Origin of the sequence: Rodentibacter sp. JRC1 (assembly GCF_020521555.1) — a bacterium.
In the GTDB taxonomy this organism is placed as follows: domain Bacteria; phylum Pseudomonadota; class Gammaproteobacteria; order Enterobacterales; family Pasteurellaceae; genus Rodentibacter; species Rodentibacter abscessus.
Window position 1 is genome coordinate 1,722,037 of record NZ_BPWA01000001.1, and the last position, 19,808, is coordinate 1,741,844.

At 41.2% G+C, this 19,808-nt stretch carries 14 protein-coding genes; 5 read left to right on the forward strand and 9 right to left on the reverse strand.

The window, feature by feature from the left end:
* The first annotated feature begins 46 nt into the window (after nt 1-46).
* Nucleotides 47-1,681 carry a glutamine hydrolyzing CTP synthase gene (pyrG, locus tag HEMROJRC1_RS07895; RefSeq protein ID WP_226692402.1) on the forward strand — a complete coding sequence of 545 codons (1,635 nt, stop codon included), beginning with the start codon at nt 47-49 and terminating at the stop codon, nt 1,679-1,681.
* Between the two features lie 204 nt (nt 1,682-1,885).
* Here the strand turns inward: pyrG and nhaA are convergent, their stop codons facing one another.
* On the reverse strand, nt 1,886-3,055 hold the full coding sequence (gene nhaA / locus HEMROJRC1_RS07900) for a Na+/H+ antiporter NhaA (RefSeq protein ID WP_226692403.1): 1,170 nt from the start codon (nt 3,053-3,055) through the stop codon (nt 1,886-1,888).
* A 235-nt stretch (nt 3,056-3,290) separates the two neighbouring features.
* On the opposite strand from nhaA, the gene brnQ reads away from it, so the two are divergent.
* A complete protein-coding gene (brnQ, locus tag HEMROJRC1_RS07905; protein WP_226692404.1) occupies nt 3,291-4,589 on the forward strand; it encodes a branched-chain amino acid transport system II carrier protein in 1,299 nt (432 codons plus the stop codon).
* Nucleotides 4,590-4,667: 78 nt separating this feature from the next.
* On the opposite strand, the gene rlmB is transcribed toward brnQ, so the two are convergent.
* Entirely contained in the window at nt 4,668-5,408 is a 741-nt protein-coding gene (rlmB, locus tag HEMROJRC1_RS07910) for a 23S rRNA (guanosine(2251)-2'-O)-methyltransferase RlmB (protein WP_226692405.1), read from the reverse strand.
* Nucleotides 5,409-5,605: 197 nt separating this feature from the next.
* Complete coding sequence (rnr, locus tag HEMROJRC1_RS07915) at nt 5,606-7,945, reverse strand: ribonuclease R (protein ID WP_226692406.1); 2,340 nt, start codon at nt 7,943-7,945, stop codon at nt 5,606-5,608.
* Nucleotides 7,946-8,210: 265 nt separating this feature from the next.
* Between rnr and HEMROJRC1_RS07925 the strand changes: the two genes are divergently transcribed.
* Nucleotides 8,211-9,596 carry a nicotinate phosphoribosyltransferase gene (locus HEMROJRC1_RS07925; RefSeq protein ID WP_226692407.1) on the forward strand — a complete coding sequence of 462 codons (1,386 nt, stop codon included), beginning with the start codon at nt 8,211-8,213 and terminating at the stop codon, nt 9,594-9,596.
* A 359-nt stretch (nt 9,597-9,955) separates the two neighbouring features.
* Here the strand turns inward: HEMROJRC1_RS07925 and HEMROJRC1_RS07930 are convergent, their stop codons facing one another.
* The 4 genes from HEMROJRC1_RS07930 to rapA form a co-directional block, all read right to left on the reverse strand.
* Nucleotides 9,956-10,039: a putative quinol monooxygenase gene (locus HEMROJRC1_RS07930; protein WP_226692957.1), complete on the reverse strand. Its 84-nt coding sequence runs from the start codon at nt 10,037-10,039 to the stop codon at nt 9,956-9,958.
* Between the two features lie 301 nt (nt 10,040-10,340).
* Nucleotides 10,341-11,693 (reverse strand): esterase-like activity of phytase family protein, encoded by a 1,353-nt coding sequence (locus tag HEMROJRC1_RS07935; RefSeq protein WP_226692408.1) that lies wholly within the window; start codon nt 11,691-11,693, stop codon nt 10,341-10,343.
* An 861-nt stretch (nt 11,694-12,554) separates the two neighbouring features.
* Nucleotides 12,555-13,214 (reverse strand): bifunctional tRNA pseudouridine(32) synthase/23S rRNA pseudouridine(746) synthase RluA, encoded by a 660-nt coding sequence (gene rluA / locus HEMROJRC1_RS07940; protein ID WP_226692409.1) that lies wholly within the window; start codon nt 13,212-13,214, stop codon nt 12,555-12,557.
* Between the two features lie 2 nt (nt 13,215-13,216).
* On the reverse strand, nt 13,217-16,000 hold the full coding sequence (gene rapA, locus HEMROJRC1_RS07945) for an RNA polymerase-associated protein RapA (protein ID WP_226692958.1): 2,784 nt from the start codon (nt 15,998-16,000) through the stop codon (nt 13,217-13,219).
* A gap of 173 nt (nt 16,001-16,173) precedes the next feature.
* Here rapA and pnuC point away from each other — a divergent pair, with 173 nt between their 5' ends.
* Nucleotides 16,174-16,857: a nicotinamide riboside transporter PnuC gene (gene pnuC, locus HEMROJRC1_RS07950; protein WP_226692410.1), complete on the forward strand. Its 684-nt coding sequence runs from the start codon at nt 16,174-16,176 to the stop codon at nt 16,855-16,857.
* Between the two features lie 170 nt (nt 16,858-17,027).
* Here pnuC and HEMROJRC1_RS07955 read toward each other — a convergent pair whose 3' ends face one another.
* Nucleotides 17,028-17,726, reverse strand: coding sequence for a tRNA1(Val) (adenine(37)-N6)-methyltransferase (locus HEMROJRC1_RS07955; RefSeq protein ID WP_226692411.1), 699 nt, complete (start codon nt 17,724-17,726; stop codon nt 17,028-17,030).
* Between the two features lie 81 nt (nt 17,727-17,807).
* Here HEMROJRC1_RS07955 and srmB point away from each other — a divergent pair, with 81 nt between their 5' ends.
* Nucleotides 17,808-19,130: an ATP-dependent RNA helicase SrmB gene (srmB, locus tag HEMROJRC1_RS07960; RefSeq protein WP_226692412.1), complete on the forward strand. Its 1,323-nt coding sequence runs from the start codon at nt 17,808-17,810 to the stop codon at nt 19,128-19,130.
* A 210-nt stretch (nt 19,131-19,340) separates the two neighbouring features.
* Here srmB and rpsT read toward each other — a convergent pair whose 3' ends face one another.
* Nucleotides 19,341-19,604, reverse strand: coding sequence for a 30S ribosomal protein S20 (gene rpsT, locus HEMROJRC1_RS07965; protein ID WP_226692413.1), 264 nt, complete (start codon nt 19,602-19,604; stop codon nt 19,341-19,343).
* Between the last annotated feature and the right edge of the window lie 204 nt (nt 19,605-19,808).

A 19,808-nucleotide genomic window follows, 5' to 3' on the forward strand; every position in this document is an offset into this window, starting at 1 on the left:
GTGATTAGCTATAATCATTTCTATCCCAACACAGATTAGGTTCTCTATGGCTACAAATTATATTTTCGTCACCGGCGGTGTGGTTTCATCGTTAGGTAAAGGCATTGCAGCAGCCTCATTGGCGGCAATTTTAGAAGCTCGCGGTTTAAACGTGACCATTATGAAACTCGATCCCTACATTAATGTGGATCCGGGAACAATGAGTCCAACGCAGCATGGTGAAGTATTCGTTACTCAAGACGGCGCAGAAACAGATCTGGATCTTGGGCATTATGAGCGTTTTATTCGCACCAAAATGACGAAACGTAATAATTTCACCACAGGTAAAATCTATTCTGAAGTATTACGCAAAGAACGTCGTGGTGATTATTTAGGGGCAACTATTCAAGTTATTCCGCATATTACTAATGAAATTAAAGATCGTGTTATTGCCGGTGCGCAAGGCCATGATGTCGTGATTGTAGAAGTGGGGGGAACAGTCGGAGATATTGAGTCTTTACCCTTCCTCGAAGCTTTGCGTCAGCTTGCCGTACAAGTAGGACGTGAACACACCTTATTTATGCATTTAACCCTAGTCCCTTATATTCCGACAGCCGGTGAAGTGAAAACGAAACCGACACAGCATTCCGTGAAAGAATTGCTTTCTATCGGGATTCAACCGGACGTATTGATCTGTCGTTCTGACCGAATGATTCCGCCGAATGAACGTGCGAAAATTGCGTTATTTTGTAATGTGCCGGAACGGGCAGTCATTTCATTAAAAGACGTAAATTCAATTTATCAAATTCCGGCATTACTAAAATCTCAAGGTTTAGATGATTTCGTATGCGAGCGTTTTCATCTGAATTGTCCGGAAGCGGATCTTTCCGAATGGGAACAAGTTCTTTATAAACAAGCGAATCCGGTGGGGGAAGTCACCATCGGTATGGTCGGGAAATATATTGAATTGCCAGATGCCTACAAATCCGTGAATGAAGCCTTAAAACACGCGGGTTTAACCAATCGCCTAACCGTGAATATCAAATACATTGATTCGCAAGATGTGGAAACCAAAGGCGTAGAAGTATTAAAGGGTATAGATGGTATTCTTGTGCCGGGTGGTTTTGGTTATCGTGGTGTGGAAGGCAAAATTATGACCGCACAATATGCGCGTGAGAACAACATACCTTATCTTGGTATTTGTTTAGGCATGCAGATTGCATTAATTGAGTACGCACGTAATGTAGCAGGCTTAGCCAAAGCAAATTCCTCCGAATTTGACCGCACTTGTGAGCAGCCGGTGGTGGCATTAATCACCGAATGGCAGGATGCGGAAGGCAACACTGAGGTGAGAACCGATAACTCGGATCTTGGTGGAACGATGCGTTTGGGGGCACAACAATGCCATTTAATCGAAGGCAGTCGAGCGCGTGAATTATATGGTTCGGAAATTATTGAAGAACGTCATCGCCATCGCTATGAAGTGAATAATACCTTGCTTCCGCAAATTGAAAAAGCCGGTTTGAAAGTCACCGGTTTATCGGCGGATAAAAAATTAGTGGAAATCATCGAAGTACCGAATCACCCTTGGTTTGTGGCTTGTCAATTCCATCCGGAATTTACTTCCACACCGCGTGACGGCCATCCGCTATTTGCAGGGTTTGTAAAAGCCGCTTACGAAAACCATAAAAAATCTGCGTAAACTTTGTTCGATTTATTAATCACTTAGTGCGAAATCTCTAAAAGTTTAATACCGTAGATAAAAAATCAGGGGGATTATCCCCCCTGATTTCCGATAATCCACAGTAATTAACCGGCTAATAGCATATCGTTTTCCCTATCGGAATGATTTTGTCCGTTATATTTAGCCTTACGATCTCATCAAGTCTTTTCTCTTGATTGTTTATTAATGGGAAACGGATGTTGTTTTTTTCAAACAATAATATCCCACAATTGCCGAAATCGTAGAGCCAAGCAATATCCCCAAACGTGAAAGCGCATTCACACTTTCGCCTGCGTTCGCATCAAAAGCGAGACTTGCCAAAAACATCGACATAGTAAAACCGATACCGCATAAAATTGCCACTGCAAAAATTTGTTTAAAATTAATTCCCTCGGGCAGTTTTGCAATGCCTAATTTTACCGAAAGGTAGCTAAAACCGAATACGCCGATTGGTTTACCAATAATCAAACCTAGGGCAATGGCAAGCAATAATGGGGAAGATAACATTGAAACATCAATCCCTTCAAAACTCACTCCGGCGTTGGCAAAGGCAAATAGCGGCAAAATGAGGAATGACGTCCAAGGCATTAGAAGATGTTCAAATTCTTCTAACGGTTTTTCACCTTTTTCGCCTTTCAATGGAATGCAGAAACCGATAATCACCCCCGCAAGCGTGGCGTGTACGCCGGATTTTAATACGGATGCCCATAAAATTGCGCCCACTACCATATAGGCACAAAGAGCGGTGACTTTAAAGCGATTTAATGTGATGAGTAAGACGATGGCAATTCCTGCAAAAATAAGTGCTTGAATGCTTAACCCGTGAGAGAAAAATAAGGCAATGACGACAATTGCACCTAAGTCATCGATAATCGCTAGAGCGAGTAAAAAGATTTTTAATGGCAAGGGTACTTGTTTACTCAGAAGAGCCATAATGCCGAGAGCAAAAGCAATATCCGTTGCCATTGGGATCGCCCAGCCGTTAGCGAAAGCAGGTTCTTGGCGTGCGATAAACACATAAACTAAAGCCGGAATCACCATACCACCTATTGCTGCAATGGCAGGGAAAACGGCCTGTTGATAACTGGAAAGAGAGCCTTCTAACAGTTCTCGCTTTACTTCCAATCCCACTAAAACGAAAAATACCGCCATAAAGCCGTCATTAATCCAATGAATCAGTGTTTTATCAATAGAAAAGCTACCGATTTTAATACTCACGGGTAAATTTAAGAAACCATTGTAAGCCCCATTTAAAGGGGAATTGGCAAAAAACATTGCGATTAATGCAGAGCAAAGTAATAAGATGCCACCGGCAGATTCAAGTTTAAAAAATCGCTGTATAAGTTGTAACACAAAATCTCTCCAAAAAAGTTAAAAATAAATTAACAAAAAATCAACGAAGCTCGGATATTATCATAAATTTTCGCTATATATGGAAAATACCGCTAGAAAAGTGCGGTCATTTCCTACATATTTTTTGTGGTTAAGCCATCAATGTGATTTTGCTCACATTTTTGCATCTAAAGAGTAGGGTTCTATTCATCTTTATAGTAAACTTGTCGCCCCTTTTTATTTACTGAGAAGATATATGTTTAGTCGTAAAGATATTATTGTTTTGGGGATGATGATTTTCGCGCTCTTTTTAGGGGCCGGAAATATTATTTTCCCGCCGATGGAAGGATTTTCCGCCGGTCATCATTGGGCGAGTGCCTCTTTAGGTTTTGTTTTAACCGGTGTATTAATGCCATTTATCACTTTAGTTGTGGTGGCGGTACTTGGACGCGGTGAAGAACTTATGCGCGATTTACCGAAATGGGCGGAAGTTATCTTTTTAACCACCTTATATTTGGTGATCGGCTCTTTATTTGCAATGCCACGAGTGACGAATGTGGCTTATGAAATGGCTTGGTTACCCTTAAGCATTATGGAAGATAGTAGTAGCGCACACTTTATCTTTTCACTTATATTTAATCTTATCGGTATGTTATTTATGCTGCGTCCGAACACGATTATTTCTAGCGTCGGCAAATTTATGACGCCTGCTCTACTCGTGTTATTAGTTGTGGTTGCAGTGAATGTGTTGATTTCTCCTCTTTCGGAAATTGTTGAACCGAGCAATGCCTATGTGACGAATTCACCGATTACGGCCGGTTTAATCAGCGGTTATCAAACGATGGACGTACTCGCAGCGATTGCTTTCGGCGGTATTGTGGCACGTGCATTGGCAGTGAAAAATGTTTTTGCCGCACAAAAAGTAATGAAATACACCATTTCCGCCGGTTTTATTTCTGTGTTTTTACTTGCGGCATTGTATTTCTCATTATTTTATTTAGGTGCAACGGGGGCAAAAGTTGCAGAAGGTGCGACCAATGGCGGACAAATTTTTTCTCATTATGTGAACGCATTATTTGGAATTGGCGGCACTTGGATTATGTCGGGTATTATTATTTTGGCAAATCTTACGACACTTGTAGGCGTAACCAGCGCGTGTGCAGATTATTTCTCTAAATTCCATACCCGTTTGTCTTATCCGTTTTGGGTGGTACTTTTTACCATTTTAACTACTGTCATCGCACAAACAGGTCTAACGGAATTATTACGAATTACTATTCCGGCATTATTGTTAATTTACCCTGTTGCGATTATGTTGGTGTTTTTACAAATTATCCGTAGTAAATTGCCGAATATTAAATTTAGCTATTATTTTACTTTACTTGTTACCGTCTGTTTCAGTGCCTGTGATAGTTTGAAAAATATGAATTTATTACCGCAATCAATTGAAAATCTGTTGGCTCATTTACCGCTTTATTCTTCCGGTATGGCGTGGTTGATTCCATCATTTGTTGTACTTGGTTTATCTTTCCTGTTGGGAAGAAAGTCGGCGTAATTCAATTTTTCATGATAAAAAATACCGAGTCCAAAATGCTCGGTATTTTTACAAAGTGCGGTCATATTTTGAAATGTTTTATAAATCTAAACGCTGGCGAACGATTTCAAATAAACATACACCGGTTGCCACAGATACATTTAATGAGGAAACCGATCCCGCCATAGGAATACTGATGAGTTGATCGCAATGTTCACGCGTTAAGCGGCGCATACCTTCACCCTCCGCCCCCATAACCAGCGCGATTGCACCCTTAAGTTTGGTGTTATAAATGGTTTCTGCGGCTTCACCTGCCGTACCGACTACCCAAATATTATGATTTTGTTGTAGCTCACGAAGAGTACGGGAAAGGTTTGTTACCCGAATGAGCGGAACGGTTTCCGCTGCGCCGCAAGCGACTTTACGTGCGATAGAAGTGAGCTGTGCCGATTTATCTTTCGGAACGATAACCGCATCGACACCGGCGGCATCTGCGGTACGCAGGCAAGCGCCAAGATTATGAGGATCGGTCACGCCGTCAAGCACCAACAAAAGCGGATCTTGTTTATTGGTGAGAACGGTATCGAGATCATTTTCATTGAGTTCTTTTGCCGCCTGCACGCGAGCTATCACACCTTGGTGGACTTCGCCGTTCGCTTTTTTATCTAGAGTTTGGCGATTTACAAATTGTACACCGATGCCCATTGCGTAGAGTTCGTTTAATAAAGGTTGCAGACGTTTATCTTCACGGCCTTTTAGCACAAAGACTTCAATTAAACGTTCAGGTGTATGAGCTAAAATACTATTAACGGCGTGAATACCGTAAATCTGTTCGGACATAAACTTTCTCTCAATTTAATTCAACGATGTAAGCGAAGGGCGTGAAAATTTTCGCAGCTATCGGCGTAAATTATGACAATTCCCATCGCTTTACTGAACAACTATTTCGGTATTATGAATACTTGTACGAAATATCATAGATATTACCTCTCTTAAGAAATAAAATCCTCTTTGTACAACCGATACATAATGCCGAATTATTTTTTTGATTTCTTAGAAACTTCTTTCTTTTTTACCGCACTTTTTCGTCTTTTACCGATTTTTGGCGGTAATTCTTTAAATATTTTCTTCGCTTTTTCTTTAGCGGTTTTTCCTGTTCGGCGTGCTTTTCGTTCACTGCTCAATAGGGAAAAATCTATCATTTTTTGTTCTAAATGTACCGCTTCTACGCGAACACGCACTTTATCGCCCAAGCGATATTGCATACCGCTGTTTTCACCGATTAAACGTTGTTTTGCGGCATCGAACTGATAATAATCATTTTCCAACGTAGAAATATGTACTAATCCGTCAATGAAGAGTTCGTCCAAACGCACAAACAAACCGAAACCGGTAACGGATGAAATTACGCCGTTAAATTCATTGCCTATATGATCCTGCATGTATTCGCATTTTAGCCAGTCAGCCGTTTCACGTGTAGCATCATCGGCGCGGCGTTCGGTCATTGAACAATGATCACCTAATAAATCCATTTCATCAAAAGAATAATGATAGCCGCCCGTTTCGGTGGTTTTGCGTTTTGAACCCTGTTTTTTAGCAAGCAAATATTTAATACCACGATGAAGTGTTAAATCGGGATAACGGCGAATCGGCGAAGTGAAATGCGCATATTCTTCCAATGCTAAACCGAAATGTCCGATATTATCGGCATTATACACGGCTTGACTAAGAGAACGGAGTAGCATCGTTTGAATTAACTCGTGATCAGGACGTTCTTTCACCTTCTCCAATAGGGTTGCGTAATCCTTAGTGAGCGGTTTTAAACCGCCTTCTAAGGCTAAACCGAATTCATTTAAAAATGTGCGGAATGAAGTGAGTTTTTCTTCACTTGGCGTAGCGTGAATACGATACAATGCCGGCTCATTGTTTTTTTGCATAAAATTTGCCGCCGCAATATTGGCAAGAATCATACATTCTTCAATGATTTTATGGGCGTCATTCCGAACCACCGGTTCAATCCGTTCAATACGTCCCATCGCATTAAAAATAAATTTGCTTTCAACGGTTTCAAAATCTATCGCACCACGCTGTTGACGGGCGGAAAGCAACGCTTGATATAAATCATAAAGCGCTTCCAAATGTGGAACAAGCAGGGCATAACGCTCCCGTAATTCGGTATCTCCCTCCAGCATTTTTGCTACCTTGGTATAGGTTAAACGTGCGTGAGAGTTCATTACCGCTTCATAAAAACGATAGTCGGTAAGTTTGCCCTTAGCGGAAATTTGCATTTCACATACCATACATAGGCGATCTACTTGCGGATTAAGCGAACATAAGCCGTTAGATAAAATTTCCGGCAGCATTGGAACGACTCGGTTTGGAAAATAGACGGAATTACCCCGATTATGGGCTTCAGCATCTAGAGCGGTGTGCAATCGTACATAATAGCTCACATCCGCAATCGCAACCCAAAGTTTCCAGCCTTTGTCCTGTTTTTCACAATATACGGCATCATCAAAATCGCGAGCATCTTCCCCGTCAATGGTAACGAGCGGTAGATTGCGTAAATCAATACGTCCTTTTTTCGCTTCTTCAGGTACTTCTTCCGTAAATTTTTTAACGTATTTTTCGACCGCACTTGGGAATTTATGGGGAATGTCGTGATTGTGCAAAGCGATTTCCACTTCCATTCCTTTCGCCATATTATCACCCAAAATTTCCGTGATAATCCCCACCGGTTGACTGAAATTGGAAGAACGCTCCTGCAATTCCACCACAACCACTTGTCCCATACGTGCGCCATTGCGGTGTTCGTTTGGGACTAAAATATCACGCCCAATGCGGCTATCATCCGGCACCACATAGCCGAAACCGTTTTCCAAGAAAAAACGTCCCACAATTTGTTTTTTTCGGTTTTCCAGCACGCGAACAATGCGGACCTCACGCCGACCTCGGCGATCTAAACCGGCCCTTTGTACTAAAACGAAATCACCATGCATAACACGTTGCATTTGGTGGTTGGGAATAAATAAATCCTCTTTTTGTCCCTCCACCTGCAAGAATCCGTAACCTTCACGATGACCGATCACCGTACCTTTTATGAGATCTAATTTCTCCGGTAAGGCATAGCGTTTACGTTTTGTGAATACAAGTTGCCCGTCATTTTCCATTGCTCGCAAACGGCGGCGCATCGCTTCGATTTGCTCTTCATTATGGATAGAAAGTGCGGTCAAAATTTCTTCCCGATTCATCGGTGCATTATTTTCGCGAATGATATTTAAAATAAACTCACGGCTTGGAATGGGATTACCGTATTTTTTCAATTCCCGCTGATAATGGGGATCTTGATGAGATAAGGTTTTGGTTTTTTTTATCATTATTTGGCTTTTTTTTAAAAATTTCGGAAAGTTTGGCACTAAGGAAGAGATAATGCAAGGGAATAGGGAAAATTTGTGAGGCGGAAATAGACTTTATTTCTAAATCAAAGAAATAAAGTCCCATTTACTGAAAAATCTTTCCATTATTCTTGAAAGAATGTGAATTTCGGTTTAACTTTGGGACACGAAAATGACAGCTTAAAACCCTGTGAAATTTAGGGCTAATCTACTTTAGCCCTTTTAATTTTTAAATGAGCTAAATGGAATGTACACATCTAATTTTTTAAATCTTATCTTAAATGTTGACAGTTATAAGGCATCTCATTGGTTGCAATACCCACCTAATACGGAATATGTCTCTTATTATGTTGAGGCGCGTAGCGGAGAGTTTGATGTCGTTTTTTTTGGTTTACAAGCCTTTATCAAAGAGTATTTGTTAACTCCCGTTACCCAACAGGATATTGAAGAAGCGGAAATTGTTTTAAAACTACACGGGTTGCCGTTTAATCGTCTTGGTTGGCAGCGTTTAATTGAGAAATATCAAGGATTTTTACCGTTAAAAATAGAAGCTGTTCCTGAAGGGACGGTATTACCGGTAGGCAATGTGGTTTGCCAGATTGTTAACACCGATCCTGAATTCTTTTGGCTGACGGGTTATCTGGAAACCGCATTATTACGTGCAATTTGGTATCCCTCCACGGTTGCAAGTATTTCTTATTTCTGTAAACGGCAGATCAAGCAAGCACTTGAAAAATCTGCCGATAATTTAGATAACTTATTATTTAAATTGCATGATTTCGGCGCGAGAGGGGCATCTAGTTTAGAAACGGTTGCTTTAGGCGGTTTGGCTCATTTGGTTAATTTTATGGGAACGGACAGTGTTTCGGCATTAGTTGCAGCCCGCCGTTGGTACAACGTGGAGCAAATGCCGGCTTTTTCTATTCCAGCCGCAGAACATAGCACCATAACTTCATGGGGCAAAGAAAGAGAAATTGATGCCTATGAAAATATGTTAAATCAATTTGCCGGTAAAGATAAAATTTATGCGGTTGTTTCGGATAGTTATGATCTTTGGTATGCACTGGAGCATATTTGGGGGGAGCGGCTTAAAGATAAAATAAAAGAACGAGGAGGAACTTTGGTTATACGCCCGGATAGCGGCGATCCTGCCGAAGTGATATGCCGCTCATTAGATATTTTAGCGCGTAAATTCGGTTCAACGCTGAATAGCAAAGGTTATCGGGTGTTGCCTGATTATATACGACTTATTCAAGGAGACGGGATTAATTGTAATTCAATCGCGCCGATTCTAGAATCAATAATCGCTCACGGATTTAGCGTTGATAATGTGAATTTCGGAATGGGTGGGGGATTATTACAACAGGTAAACCGAGACACGATGAGTTGGGCGATGAAAGCAAGCGCGGTGAATATCGCAGGTAAATGGCAAGATGTTTATAAAGATCCGATTACCGGTCAGGCGAAGCGTTCCAAAAAAGGGTTGCTCGCCTTGGTTAAACGGCAAAATCAATGGCAAACGATCCCTCAACAAGCCTTAAATGGACAAGAGAATCAATTACGTACGGTGTTTTTTAACGGACAGTTATTAATTGACGATACTTTAGAAACAATACGAATGAGAACGGGGTGATAGGCTTTGTGGTGAAATAAACCGAAATACTCGCTATTATGTAGCACTTGCACAAATCTTTGTAGGGGCTGTTAGGCGAAGCCGTAACGCATCATTAACAAAGTTTAATGGTGCGTTACGCAAAGCTAACGCACCCTACCTCCCGATAAATATTGAATATAAAATTCTATTTGGGCAACTGATACATAATACCGGAAATACTTCCCATCATTTTGTAAGACGGCGTATTTCGGTTTATTTGGGGGACTAATTCACTTTAGCTTTTAGGGTTGGGTAAAATGCAATTCGCCCTGATTTTCTAAAAACGTCGGTTGAATTTCTACATAATCTTTATCTTTCGCTTTCAATATACTGCCTGTTTATTGAATGTAATCTTTAAAGTGGGGCGTTTTGCGGTGATTTTCATAAGCCGCACCATTAGCGTAAATTTCAAAGAAAACCATTTATTGGGGCTTTCTTCTGTCGCCTCCGCATTCGCAATAACACTTTCTTCCCGTTTTAAGGATTATGTCATTTCCGCTGTAATAATGGCTTTAAATTTCGCATTATCTTCCGGTTTTACTTCCACTGTAACAAGATTTGCCCGCATTTCAGATTTTTGGTGTACCTTTTTATCTCCTAAAAATTGAGCCTTGAGCGTAATACGTTTTTTTTAAGGAAGACCAATAAAACCGTCAAAAAAATAACCGCACTTTTATTTTTAGTAGAATGCCAAGGTACGGTTAGTTTAGTTGAGATCTGTTATTACTTAGCGTTAAGTAATGCCGGTACTTTCAGTAAAATTAATTCGTTATCATCCTGACGATTAGGCTCACGGCTTGATGAAAATGGAAAATTATTATCGTTACCCACAATAATATGCTCATTATCCACAATATCTACGTTTTCAATAGTAAAAAACGGAAATGCTAATTTTTCTCCGGTTAATGGTTTAAGACTGATTTTATTTGGATCGGCAATTTTGAGTAAATCAATGTAAGCAATTTTTTTCACAGCCTTGCCAACATTGTTATCAGAAAACGTTACCTTATAAATACGTTTAAATTTTGCCGGATCGGAAAAACAATGTGTTGTGTCTGTAAGGTTTCTGCAGGCTTTATCAAGCGTTCCTTCCCCGTTATCCCGTTCAATAATTAAACCGTTTTTAGCATCAATCATATTGAAATCGCCGATAGCGTTATGCTCATTTTCTAAAGGGTAAAACCAATAACGTCCCGTCCATTTTTGTTTATCAACATCAAACTCTAAAATACGTAGTGAAACTTTACCATCTATGGTTTCCCAACTTTGTTTATTTTCATTCCATAAAGGGCCTTCTAATAATGGGTAAAGATATTTATTGTCAGGTGAGGCAGCCATTCCTTCATAACCTTTCGAACGTTTTAAATTAACATTTTTATAATGTCCGTTTGGTGTACTTGGCGAGCCAACCCGACTGTTGTCGGGAGACTGAATTTTTATTCCGTCAACTTCACTTTCAAATACGGATAATATTTTCCCGTCTAAATTTGCTTTAATTAGGTAAGGGCCAAATTCATCGCCAATCCAAATATTATCATCGATGATTTGAAAGCTTTCTGTATCGAAATCTGCTCCGGTTAAATATCTTTCCTTAGTATCTTCGTGGGTAATACGAAACGGTACTTTTTTGTCCGGATCGGATAAAAAGACAGTTTTAATCGGTTTAAATTGCCCTTGTGACCAGTCAATTTTGTATTGGTTTAAGTAAAGCATTGAATCGGCTGAATTTGCTTTACTGCCAAATCCGTTATCTGTAAGGAGCCATACTGTATCTTTGCCGACAACTTTGATTCCTGAGTGTCCTTGTCGGGGTTGATTTTGAATTGGTAAAAAATGACCTGTTTCGCGATCCTTCGATTTTCCTTGCACTGATTGTAATTTTTCTATCCGTTTAAATGTTGTATATTTCCCAGACGTTTTTAAATCATTTGGTGTATTATTCGGCACCGAAACAACGGAATTTGCTGGTAATACAGCATGTCCGGATAGCTCGGCAGGTACCTCAAAAGCGGCTTGAACAATGCTTGTCATACCTAAGGTTAAACTCAATATAGTTAAATACTGTTTGCTTTTCATACATTTTCCCTTTTACTTAATTCTATAAAGAGAATATATGGTAAATATGACGATAGTATGACAGAGAAATAAGTTCCTTTGAGTATGAATTAGGCGAAATATTAGTAAGTTTGAGCCATGATTGAAACTATCTCTTATTTTATGCCTTTATCACTTCAGTAATACCCGCTGCGCTCATTTTTGGGGCAAATCGCGAATTTCATATTCGTCGAGATCCGGATAGTAGCAATCCTCTTTGAAAATATTTTTAAACCATTCCGTATGGGGTGGAAAAAGTGAGTTTTAGGTAAAAGCTAACAATGCAACAGTATAATGCTTACTATGGGTAGCTTAATGTCAAAGCAGTATTTCTGAGGTAGAGCGTAAATTACAAATTGCCGTACCCTCTGCCAGTCAATCATTAAAATTACTTGAACGTACAGAAAAACGGCTAGGCATTGGGCGTATTTTTGAACCTAATATGCAAACTTTTACCGATAAAGACGACTTTGTTCCAATCTTGCAAAACACTGGAGTGAGTATCCACCACTTTATTTGTATTATCTACAGCATGCTAAAAAGGCATGAAAGGTTCAGACAGTGATTGAATTTCTGTAGGAAAAGAACAGGGTATAAAAATGTCGATAATGCAGTTGCATAAAGAAAATTTTATATTCAATATTTTGAGGTAGGGTGTGTTAGCCGTAGGCGTAACGCCCCTTTTTTGTCAATAAATTTCATTACGGTGCGTTACGGCTTCGCCTAACAGCACCCTTGTATATTAAAACTCTGATAAACTCGCAACAAACAACACAACGTTATCCACAGCTACGATGATTTGTGCAAGTGCTACATAATACCAAAAATTCACCGCACTTTTTACTAAAAATCTACATTTGCGTGAAATGTGATGGGCGCACCGGTTATTGGGTGCGTGATACTAAGTTCTTCGGCGTGTAAACAAAGGCGTGGCGCCATAAGTTTTGCTTGAGGATGTGCATAAAATTTATCACCTAAAATCGGGTGTCCCAGTGCCAGCATATGCAAGCGAAGTTGGTGGGAGCGTCCGGTGATTGGGGTGAGTTTTACACGCGTGCTGTTATTCGGGAGGCGTTCTAAAACGTCAAATTTTGTGACCGCTCTTTTGCCGGATACAAAGTCTAAACGCTGACGAGGGCGGTTTTCCCAATCGCAAATCATCGGCAAATCGACTTCACCGCTGTTTTGTGCCAAATGTCCCCACACGAGGGCTTGATAATGCTTTTTCGGTTCACGTTCACGAAATTGGCGTTTAAGTTCTTTATCGGCGGCTTTGCTCAAGGCAAATAAAATAATCCCGCTGGTTGCCATATCAAGGCGGTGTGCCGGTTCGCAGAAACCGAATTTTTCTTTTACCCGACTCATTGCACTGTCGTAATATTGAGGCTGATTACCCGGCACGGAAAGTAAGCCGCTCGGTTTATTCACCACACAAATATAGTTGTCTTGATAAATAAGATCCAAATAAGGCGTTATCGGGGGATTGTATTCAATTAATGCCATAATTATTCCTTATTGGTGATAATGACACGTAGGCTATCCAATCGCCATGTCGCTTTGGAAAGTTCTTGTAGCGATTGAGCTCGTTGAGCTTCCAAAATATCAATTTCGCTTTGACGAATGTTTTTATTGACGGCTTGTAAGGCTTGTAGTCGGTTGAGTTCGGCACTTAATGCGTAATCGGCCGAACGTTGCGCTTCGGAAATTGTGGTTTGTGCAAGAGATTGTACTTTCTTTTCTCCCATCACCAATAATTGCTCCAAGGTCGGACGTGCCATTTTGATCATTTTATTCGCCACATCTTTGCCGAGCGGTTTGAGTTTACTTTGTAAGGTTTCAAAGGCGACCTGTTCAGCTATGTTGTTGCCTTTGTTATCAAGCAAAAGGCGAATAGGTGTCGGAGGTAAGAAACGGTTTAGCTGTAATCCTTTTGGTGATTGCGTTTCCACGACATAAACGAGCTCTAATAACAAAGTGCCTGCCGGTAATTGCTTGTTGATGAGTAATGCCATTGCTGCTTTGCCGATATCGCCCGAGGCAATGAGATCAATACCTTGACGGATCATCGGGTGATCCCAAGTTAAAAATTCTAATTCCTCACGAGCAAGGGCAAGATTGCGATCAAAGGTTACCGTAACGCCCTCTTCTTTCAGCCCCGGAAAATCCGGTACAAGCATTGTGCCGGTAGGAGTGATGACAAGGCTATTTTCGCCGAGATCATCTTGTTCTACGCCGATAATATCGAATAAATCCAGCGCAAAATTCACTAATTCGACTTCGTTATCTTGTGCCGCGATTTCTTGCGCCAGTTGTTGTGCCTGTTCGCCGCCGTTAGAATTGAGTTCTAACAACCGATCACGACCTTGTTCCAATTCCCGCTTTAGTCTTTCCCGTGCTTTCTTTGTTTCTGTAATGAGTGTATTTATCTCAGAAAGTGCGGTTAAATTTGACCGTACTTTTTGTAGCGGTTCGGCAAAATGTTCAAATAACGTCATCCCCATCGGGCAGGTTTGTTCAAAGGCATTTAAACCTTCGTGATACCAACGCGCCAGCGCATAATCGGCGGAGTTTGCCACACAAGGAACATAAATTTGTACATCACGGGCTTGACCGATACGATCCAGACGCCCGATACATTGCTCTAATAAATCAGGATTATGCGGTAAATCAAATAACACCAAGGTATTGGCAAATTGGAAGTTACGCCCCTCTGAACCGATACCGGAACTCAGTAACACCTGTGCCCCTTGCGCCATATCGGCAAAGTAGGCAGCGGCACGATCACGCTCGATAATTGACATTTTTTCATGGAATACCGCCGCACGAATCGCCTCTTTTTCACGCAGAAGTTGCTCTAACCTCATTGCCGTTTGCGCGCTTTGGCAAATGACGAAAATTTTTTCATCACGTTGTGTTTTAAGGAAATTCAGCAGCCATTGCATTTTGCTATCTTGCGCTTGGTTTTCGCTTTCCACTGTAAGTGTAATTTGATGATAAATACGATGTGGAAAACCTTTTACGCCTTGACGGGTGTTGCGAAACAACACACGACTGGTGCCGTGCCGATCGATAAGGTTTTGAATGAGTTCTTGACGGGCAGATTGCTGCTCTTCTTCATTATGGGAATCAATGGCTCGGAACAGCGGTTCTACGTCTTGTTCGCTTAATAAATCGGAAATATGGTTTTTTTCAACCGCACTTAACGATTTATCCGCCAGCAACGATTGCACTGCATCCGCAACAGGTTGATAATTTTGTTGCTCTTTTTGGAATGTCGCATAATCGAAAAAACGTTCGGGATCGAGCAATCGTAAACGGGCGAAGTGGCTTTCTTGCCCTAACTGTTCAGGAGTCGCCGTGAGCAATAATACGGAAGGAATAGTCTGCGCAAGTCGTTCCACCAATAAATAAGCGTGGCTCGGTGCATTTTCGTTCCAAACAAGATGATGAGCTTCATCTACAATCAAACAATCAAAACCGGCGGCAAGGGCTTGCTCTGCACGTTTTGGTGAATTGACCAACCAATCTAACGCACAAATTATCAAGGATTCCGAAGCAAAGGGATTTTCTCCGGTGGTCACGAAATCGGCGCAACGTTCTTCATCAAATAATGAAAAATGTAAGTTAAAGCGGCGTAACATTTCAACTAACCATTGATGTTGCAAGCTTTCAGGCACGAGAATAAGGACGCGTTGCACTTTCTCGGCGAACAATTGATTTTGTAGAATCATTCCGGCTTCAATGGTTTTTCCTAATCCTACTTCATCGGCAAGTAGCACACGAGGATTCACACGCTTACCCACTTCGGCGGCGATATGCAATTGATGAGGAATTAGACCTGCGCGAATACCGCGTAACCCACGGAGTGGCGATTGAAATTGTGCCTGTTGATGTTTCAGCGTGCGATAACGTAGCGCAAAATGATGGCTGCGATCCAATTGTGCGGAAAAAAGACGATCTTTTGCCGAACTGAACGAAATAAGGGGGGAAATATCCTTTTCTTGCACGACCACTTGCTCGCCTTGCGGGTTTTCTACCAAGTAAAAATTTAGGTTTTTTAGGGTTTGAATATCGACGATTTTCCCTTGCCAACCTGCTTTATGCGTCAGCATTTCGCCCTTGTTAAATTGAATACGTGTAAGTGGTGCTTGTGTTATTGAGTAAATACGGGTTTCATCCGCCGCAGGGAAGTGAAGGCTCACCGTGCGGGCATCAAAATCGGTAACTATACCTAATCCAAGATTATTTTCACTTTCACTTAACCAACGCTGACCAAGGGCAAAAGGCATCATATTGTTTTTCCATTTATTAAAATTCGGGCGGCTATTTTAGTCCGATTGAAAGGGAAAGCAATGAAAAAACGTGATCTACTTCATAATTACGGGATTCTTACGAATCACTCCTTTACTTTAAAAAAGTGCGGTGTGAAAATGGCACAAATTTTCATCTCACGGAGTAAATTATGGATTGGTCTGAACGTCTTAAGCGCGAATTTCTATTAGGCTGGAAGCCTTTTGAAATTATTTGGCTTGCAGCTTTTATCATTGCGCAAATTTGGGTATATACGCAGGCACCGGATTCTTGGTTGGCAATGGTTTCCGGTATTGCCGGTATTTTGTGCGTGGTGCTGGTGAGTAAAGGAAAAATCAGTAACTATTTCTTCGGTTTAATTTTTGCTTATACCTATTTTTATGTGGCTTGGGGGGCAAATTTCTTAGGCGAAATGAATACCGTGCTTTATGTCTATTTGCCGGCGCAGTTTATCGGTTATTTTATGTGGAAAAATAACATGCAAAATGACAATGGCGGCGAAAGTGTAATGGCAAAAGCTTTAACGCTAAAAGGCTGGGGCGTTTTACTGGTAACGATAACTATCGGCACATTGCTATTCGTACAAGCCTTGCAAGCCGCAGGTGGAAGCTCAACGGGTTTGGACGGCTTAACTACCGTGATAACGGTGAGCGCGCAGTTATTGATGATATTACGTTACCGCGAACAATGGTTGCTATGGATTGCATTAAATATTCTTTCCATCGCGCTTTGGGCAGAAACACCGGCAATGTATTTAATGTATTCGGCGTATTTGTTGAACTCTATTTACGGTTATTACAACTGGACGAAGTTATCAAAACAGACTGAAAACTAACCGCACTTAAAAAAGATTCCGTAGGGTGCGTTAGGCTTGCCGTAACGCACCAAACTTGGATTTAACGGTACGTTACGCCTTTGGCTAACACACCCTACTCTGTTTTGTGCAACTGGTGCATAATATCACTATAGTGTAGAAAAGGCGAACTTTTGGGCTCGCCTTTTTCGTTAAAATTTTAGGTAAAACTCTTTGGTTAACGCGATAAATTCCACTGTGTATCGGTCGTTTTCATCGTAAATGGCAAGATGATCTCTCTCTAAAAGCAAAGGCTGTTTGGCAAACGTGATAAGCATTCGTTGCGGTGTTTTGCCGATTTTAGTGATGATTTCCGTTTGTTTAATGCAATAAAGTGCGGTGGATTTTACCAGTGTTTTTGCAGCCTCATAAGGCAACACAAAACTGATTTTGCCTTGTTCCGATAACCGAGATTCCGCACACCGAAGCCATTCCGAATGACTTTGTTGGGTATAACGCGCTAGTTTCCGTTCTTCATTTTTACAGGCGACACCTTGTTTAAAGTAAGGCGGATTTGCCACAATGAGATCAAAGGTTTCCTGCGTTGTTCGCAAAAAACGCAAGACATCATCTTGTACTAATTTAATACGTGTTTGCCAAGGTGAACGTTCAATGTTTTCTTGTGCTTGTTGTGCGGAAAATGTATCCAATTCTACGGCATAAATGCGGCAATCCGGCGTACTGCGTTGCGCTAACATTAATGCCAATAGTCCTGTTCCACAGCCCATATCTAAGATTTTTTTGCACTGGGATATCTCTGCCCAAGCGCCGAGCAAAATACCGTCGGTGCCGACTTTCATCGCACATTGTTGTTGATTGATATGAAATTGTTTAAAGGTGAAACTGCTCATAAAATATTTCGTAAATTGACCGCACTTTAGGCGGCTTTTCGGGTATAATCCGCGCCAATCTTAACAAAGAACCGCATAATAATGAATTTATCCCGATTTGAACAATTCGATCTTTCCCCCGAACTTCTCAAAGCCCTAGATAAAAAAGGCTATTCCCGCCCGACAGCCATCCAACTTGGAGCTATTCCGGCAGCAATGGAAGAGCGTGATGTGTTGGGTTCCGCACCGACCGGCACGGGGAAAACCGCAGCGTTTTTATTGCCGGCATTACAACATTTGTTAGATACTCCCCGCCGTAAACCCGGGCCGCCGCGTATTTTAATACTGACACCAACGCGTGAACTGGCAATCCAAGTTGCGGAACAAGCGGAGGAATTGTCGCAATTTACCCATTTGAAGATTGCAACAATCACAGGTGGCGTAGCGTACCAGAATCACGGTGAAGTATTCAATACCAATCAAGATCTTGTTGTGGCAACACCGGGGCGTTTATTGCAATACATTCAAGAAGAAAACTTTGATTGTCGTTCGGTGGAGATTTTGATCTTTGACGAAGCGGATAGAATGTTACAAATGGGCTTTGGACAAGATGCGGAAAAAATTGCAGCGGAAACCCGTTGGCGCAAACAAACTTTGCTTTTCTCAGCCACTCTTGAGGGCGAATTATTGATCGATTTTACCAAGCGTTTGTTAAATGATCCGGTCAAAATAGAGTCTGAACCAAGTCGCCGTGAACGCAAGAAGATCAATCAATGGTATTACCACGCAGACAGTAAAGAACACAAAATTAAATTGCTTGCCCGTTTTATTGAAACGGAAGAGGTAAGCCGAGGAATTGTTTTTGTACGCCGCCGTGAAGAGGCTCGAGAACTTTCAGAAACCTTGCGAAAGCGTGGTATTCGTTCCACTTATTTGGAAGGTGAAATGGCGCAAACTCAGCGCAATAACGCCATTGATAAACTTAAATCAGGTGTTGTAACGGTATTGGTGGCAACGGATGTTGCGGCACGTGGCATTGATATTGATGATATTACCCACGTGTTGAATTTTGACCTACCATATAGCGCAGATACTTATTTGCACCGTATCGGACGTACTGCCCGTGCCGGCAAAAAAGGCACGGCGGTTTCTTTTGTGGAAGCGCACGATTATAAATTACTCGGCAAAATCAAACGTTATACGGAAGAAATTTTAAAAGCACGTATTTTAGAGGGATTAGAACCTCGCACTAAACCACCAAAAGACGGCGAAGTAAAATCCGTCAGTAAAAAACAAAAAGCACGAATTAAAGAAAAACGTGAAGAAAAGAAAAAAGCCGAAACGAAGAAAAAGACAAAATTGCGCCATAAAGATACAAAAAATATCGGCAAACGCCGTAAACCGAGTTCAATACAGGAAGGTTAGAAATAAGTGCGGTTGAAATTTGGGGAATTATGTAGGGGTAGGGTGCGTTAGGCGAAGCCGTAACGCACCTTTCTATTAATTCATCAATCAATTTCATTGCGGTGCGTTACGGCTTCGCCTAACGCACCCTACAATGATTATAGCCAGACTTTGGCTGGCTATAATAAAAAACCGCACCTTTGAAGTGCGGTTTTTTTCAAGCTGTTTTTATTACGCTAATTTTTTGATTTGTGCAGCTAATTTAGATTTATGGTTGGCTGCTTTGTTAGCGTGGATTAAGCCTTTAGATGCCATACGGTCAACAACTTTTTGCATTTCAATGAATGCTGCTTCGGCTGCTGCTTTTTCACCTGCTGCTACTTGAGCATATACTTTTTTGATGTAAGTACGCATCATAGAGCGTTGGCTTGCGTTGTGTTGGCGACGTTTTTCAGATTGGATCGCACGTTTTTTTGCTGACTTGATATTAGCCAAGGTCAAACTCCTAAAATTTCTGTTAATTGATAGACAAAATAAAGGGCGTCAATATGCCGATTTTTTATACTTTTGTCAATGGAATATTTGTGTTGATTTCGGTGAGACACAACCGAAAGTAAGCATCGTTATTTTCACAAGCGCTTTCAATAGGGGCTCACACAAACGATGTGGGGCGGATTTTATCAGTTTTTTTTGGCGGAA

Excerpts from the sequence above, each read along its gene's own strand:
- pyrG (WP_226692402.1), top strand. The coding sequence starts at position 47 with ATGGCTACAAATTATATTTTCGTCACCGGCGGTGTGGTTTCATCGTTA.
- brnQ (WP_226692404.1), top strand. The coding sequence starts at position 3,291 with ATGTTTAGTCGTAAAGATATTATTGTTTTGGGGATGATGATTTTCGCG.
- rlmB (WP_226692405.1), bottom strand. The coding sequence starts at position 5,408 with ATGTCCGAACAGATTTACGGTATTCACGCCGTTAATAGTATTTTAGCT.
- rnr (WP_226692406.1), bottom strand. The coding sequence starts at position 7,945 with ATGATAAAAAAAACCAAAACCTTATCTCATCAAGATCCCCATTATCAG.
- HEMROJRC1_RS07925 (WP_226692407.1), top strand. The coding sequence starts at position 8,211 with ATGTACACATCTAATTTTTTAAATCTTATCTTAAATGTTGACAGTTAT.
- HEMROJRC1_RS07930 (WP_226692957.1), bottom strand. The coding sequence starts at position 10,039 with ATGGTTTTCTTTGAAATTTACGCTAATGGTGCGGCTTATGAAAATCAC.
- HEMROJRC1_RS07935 (WP_226692408.1), bottom strand. The coding sequence starts at position 11,693 with ATGAAAAGCAAACAGTATTTAACTATATTGAGTTTAACCTTAGGTATG.
- rluA (WP_226692409.1), bottom strand. The coding sequence starts at position 13,214 with ATGGCATTAATTGAATACAATCCCCCGATAACGCCTTATTTGGATCTT.
- rapA (WP_226692958.1), bottom strand. The coding sequence starts at position 16,000 with ATGCCTTTTGCCCTTGGTCAGCGTTGGTTAAGTGAAAGTGAAAATAAT.
- pnuC (WP_226692410.1), top strand. The coding sequence starts at position 16,174 with ATGGATTGGTCTGAACGTCTTAAGCGCGAATTTCTATTAGGCTGGAAG.
- HEMROJRC1_RS07955 (WP_226692411.1), bottom strand. The coding sequence starts at position 17,726 with ATGAGCAGTTTCACCTTTAAACAATTTCATATCAATCAACAACAATGT.
- srmB (WP_226692412.1), top strand. The coding sequence starts at position 17,808 with ATGAATTTATCCCGATTTGAACAATTCGATCTTTCCCCCGAACTTCTC.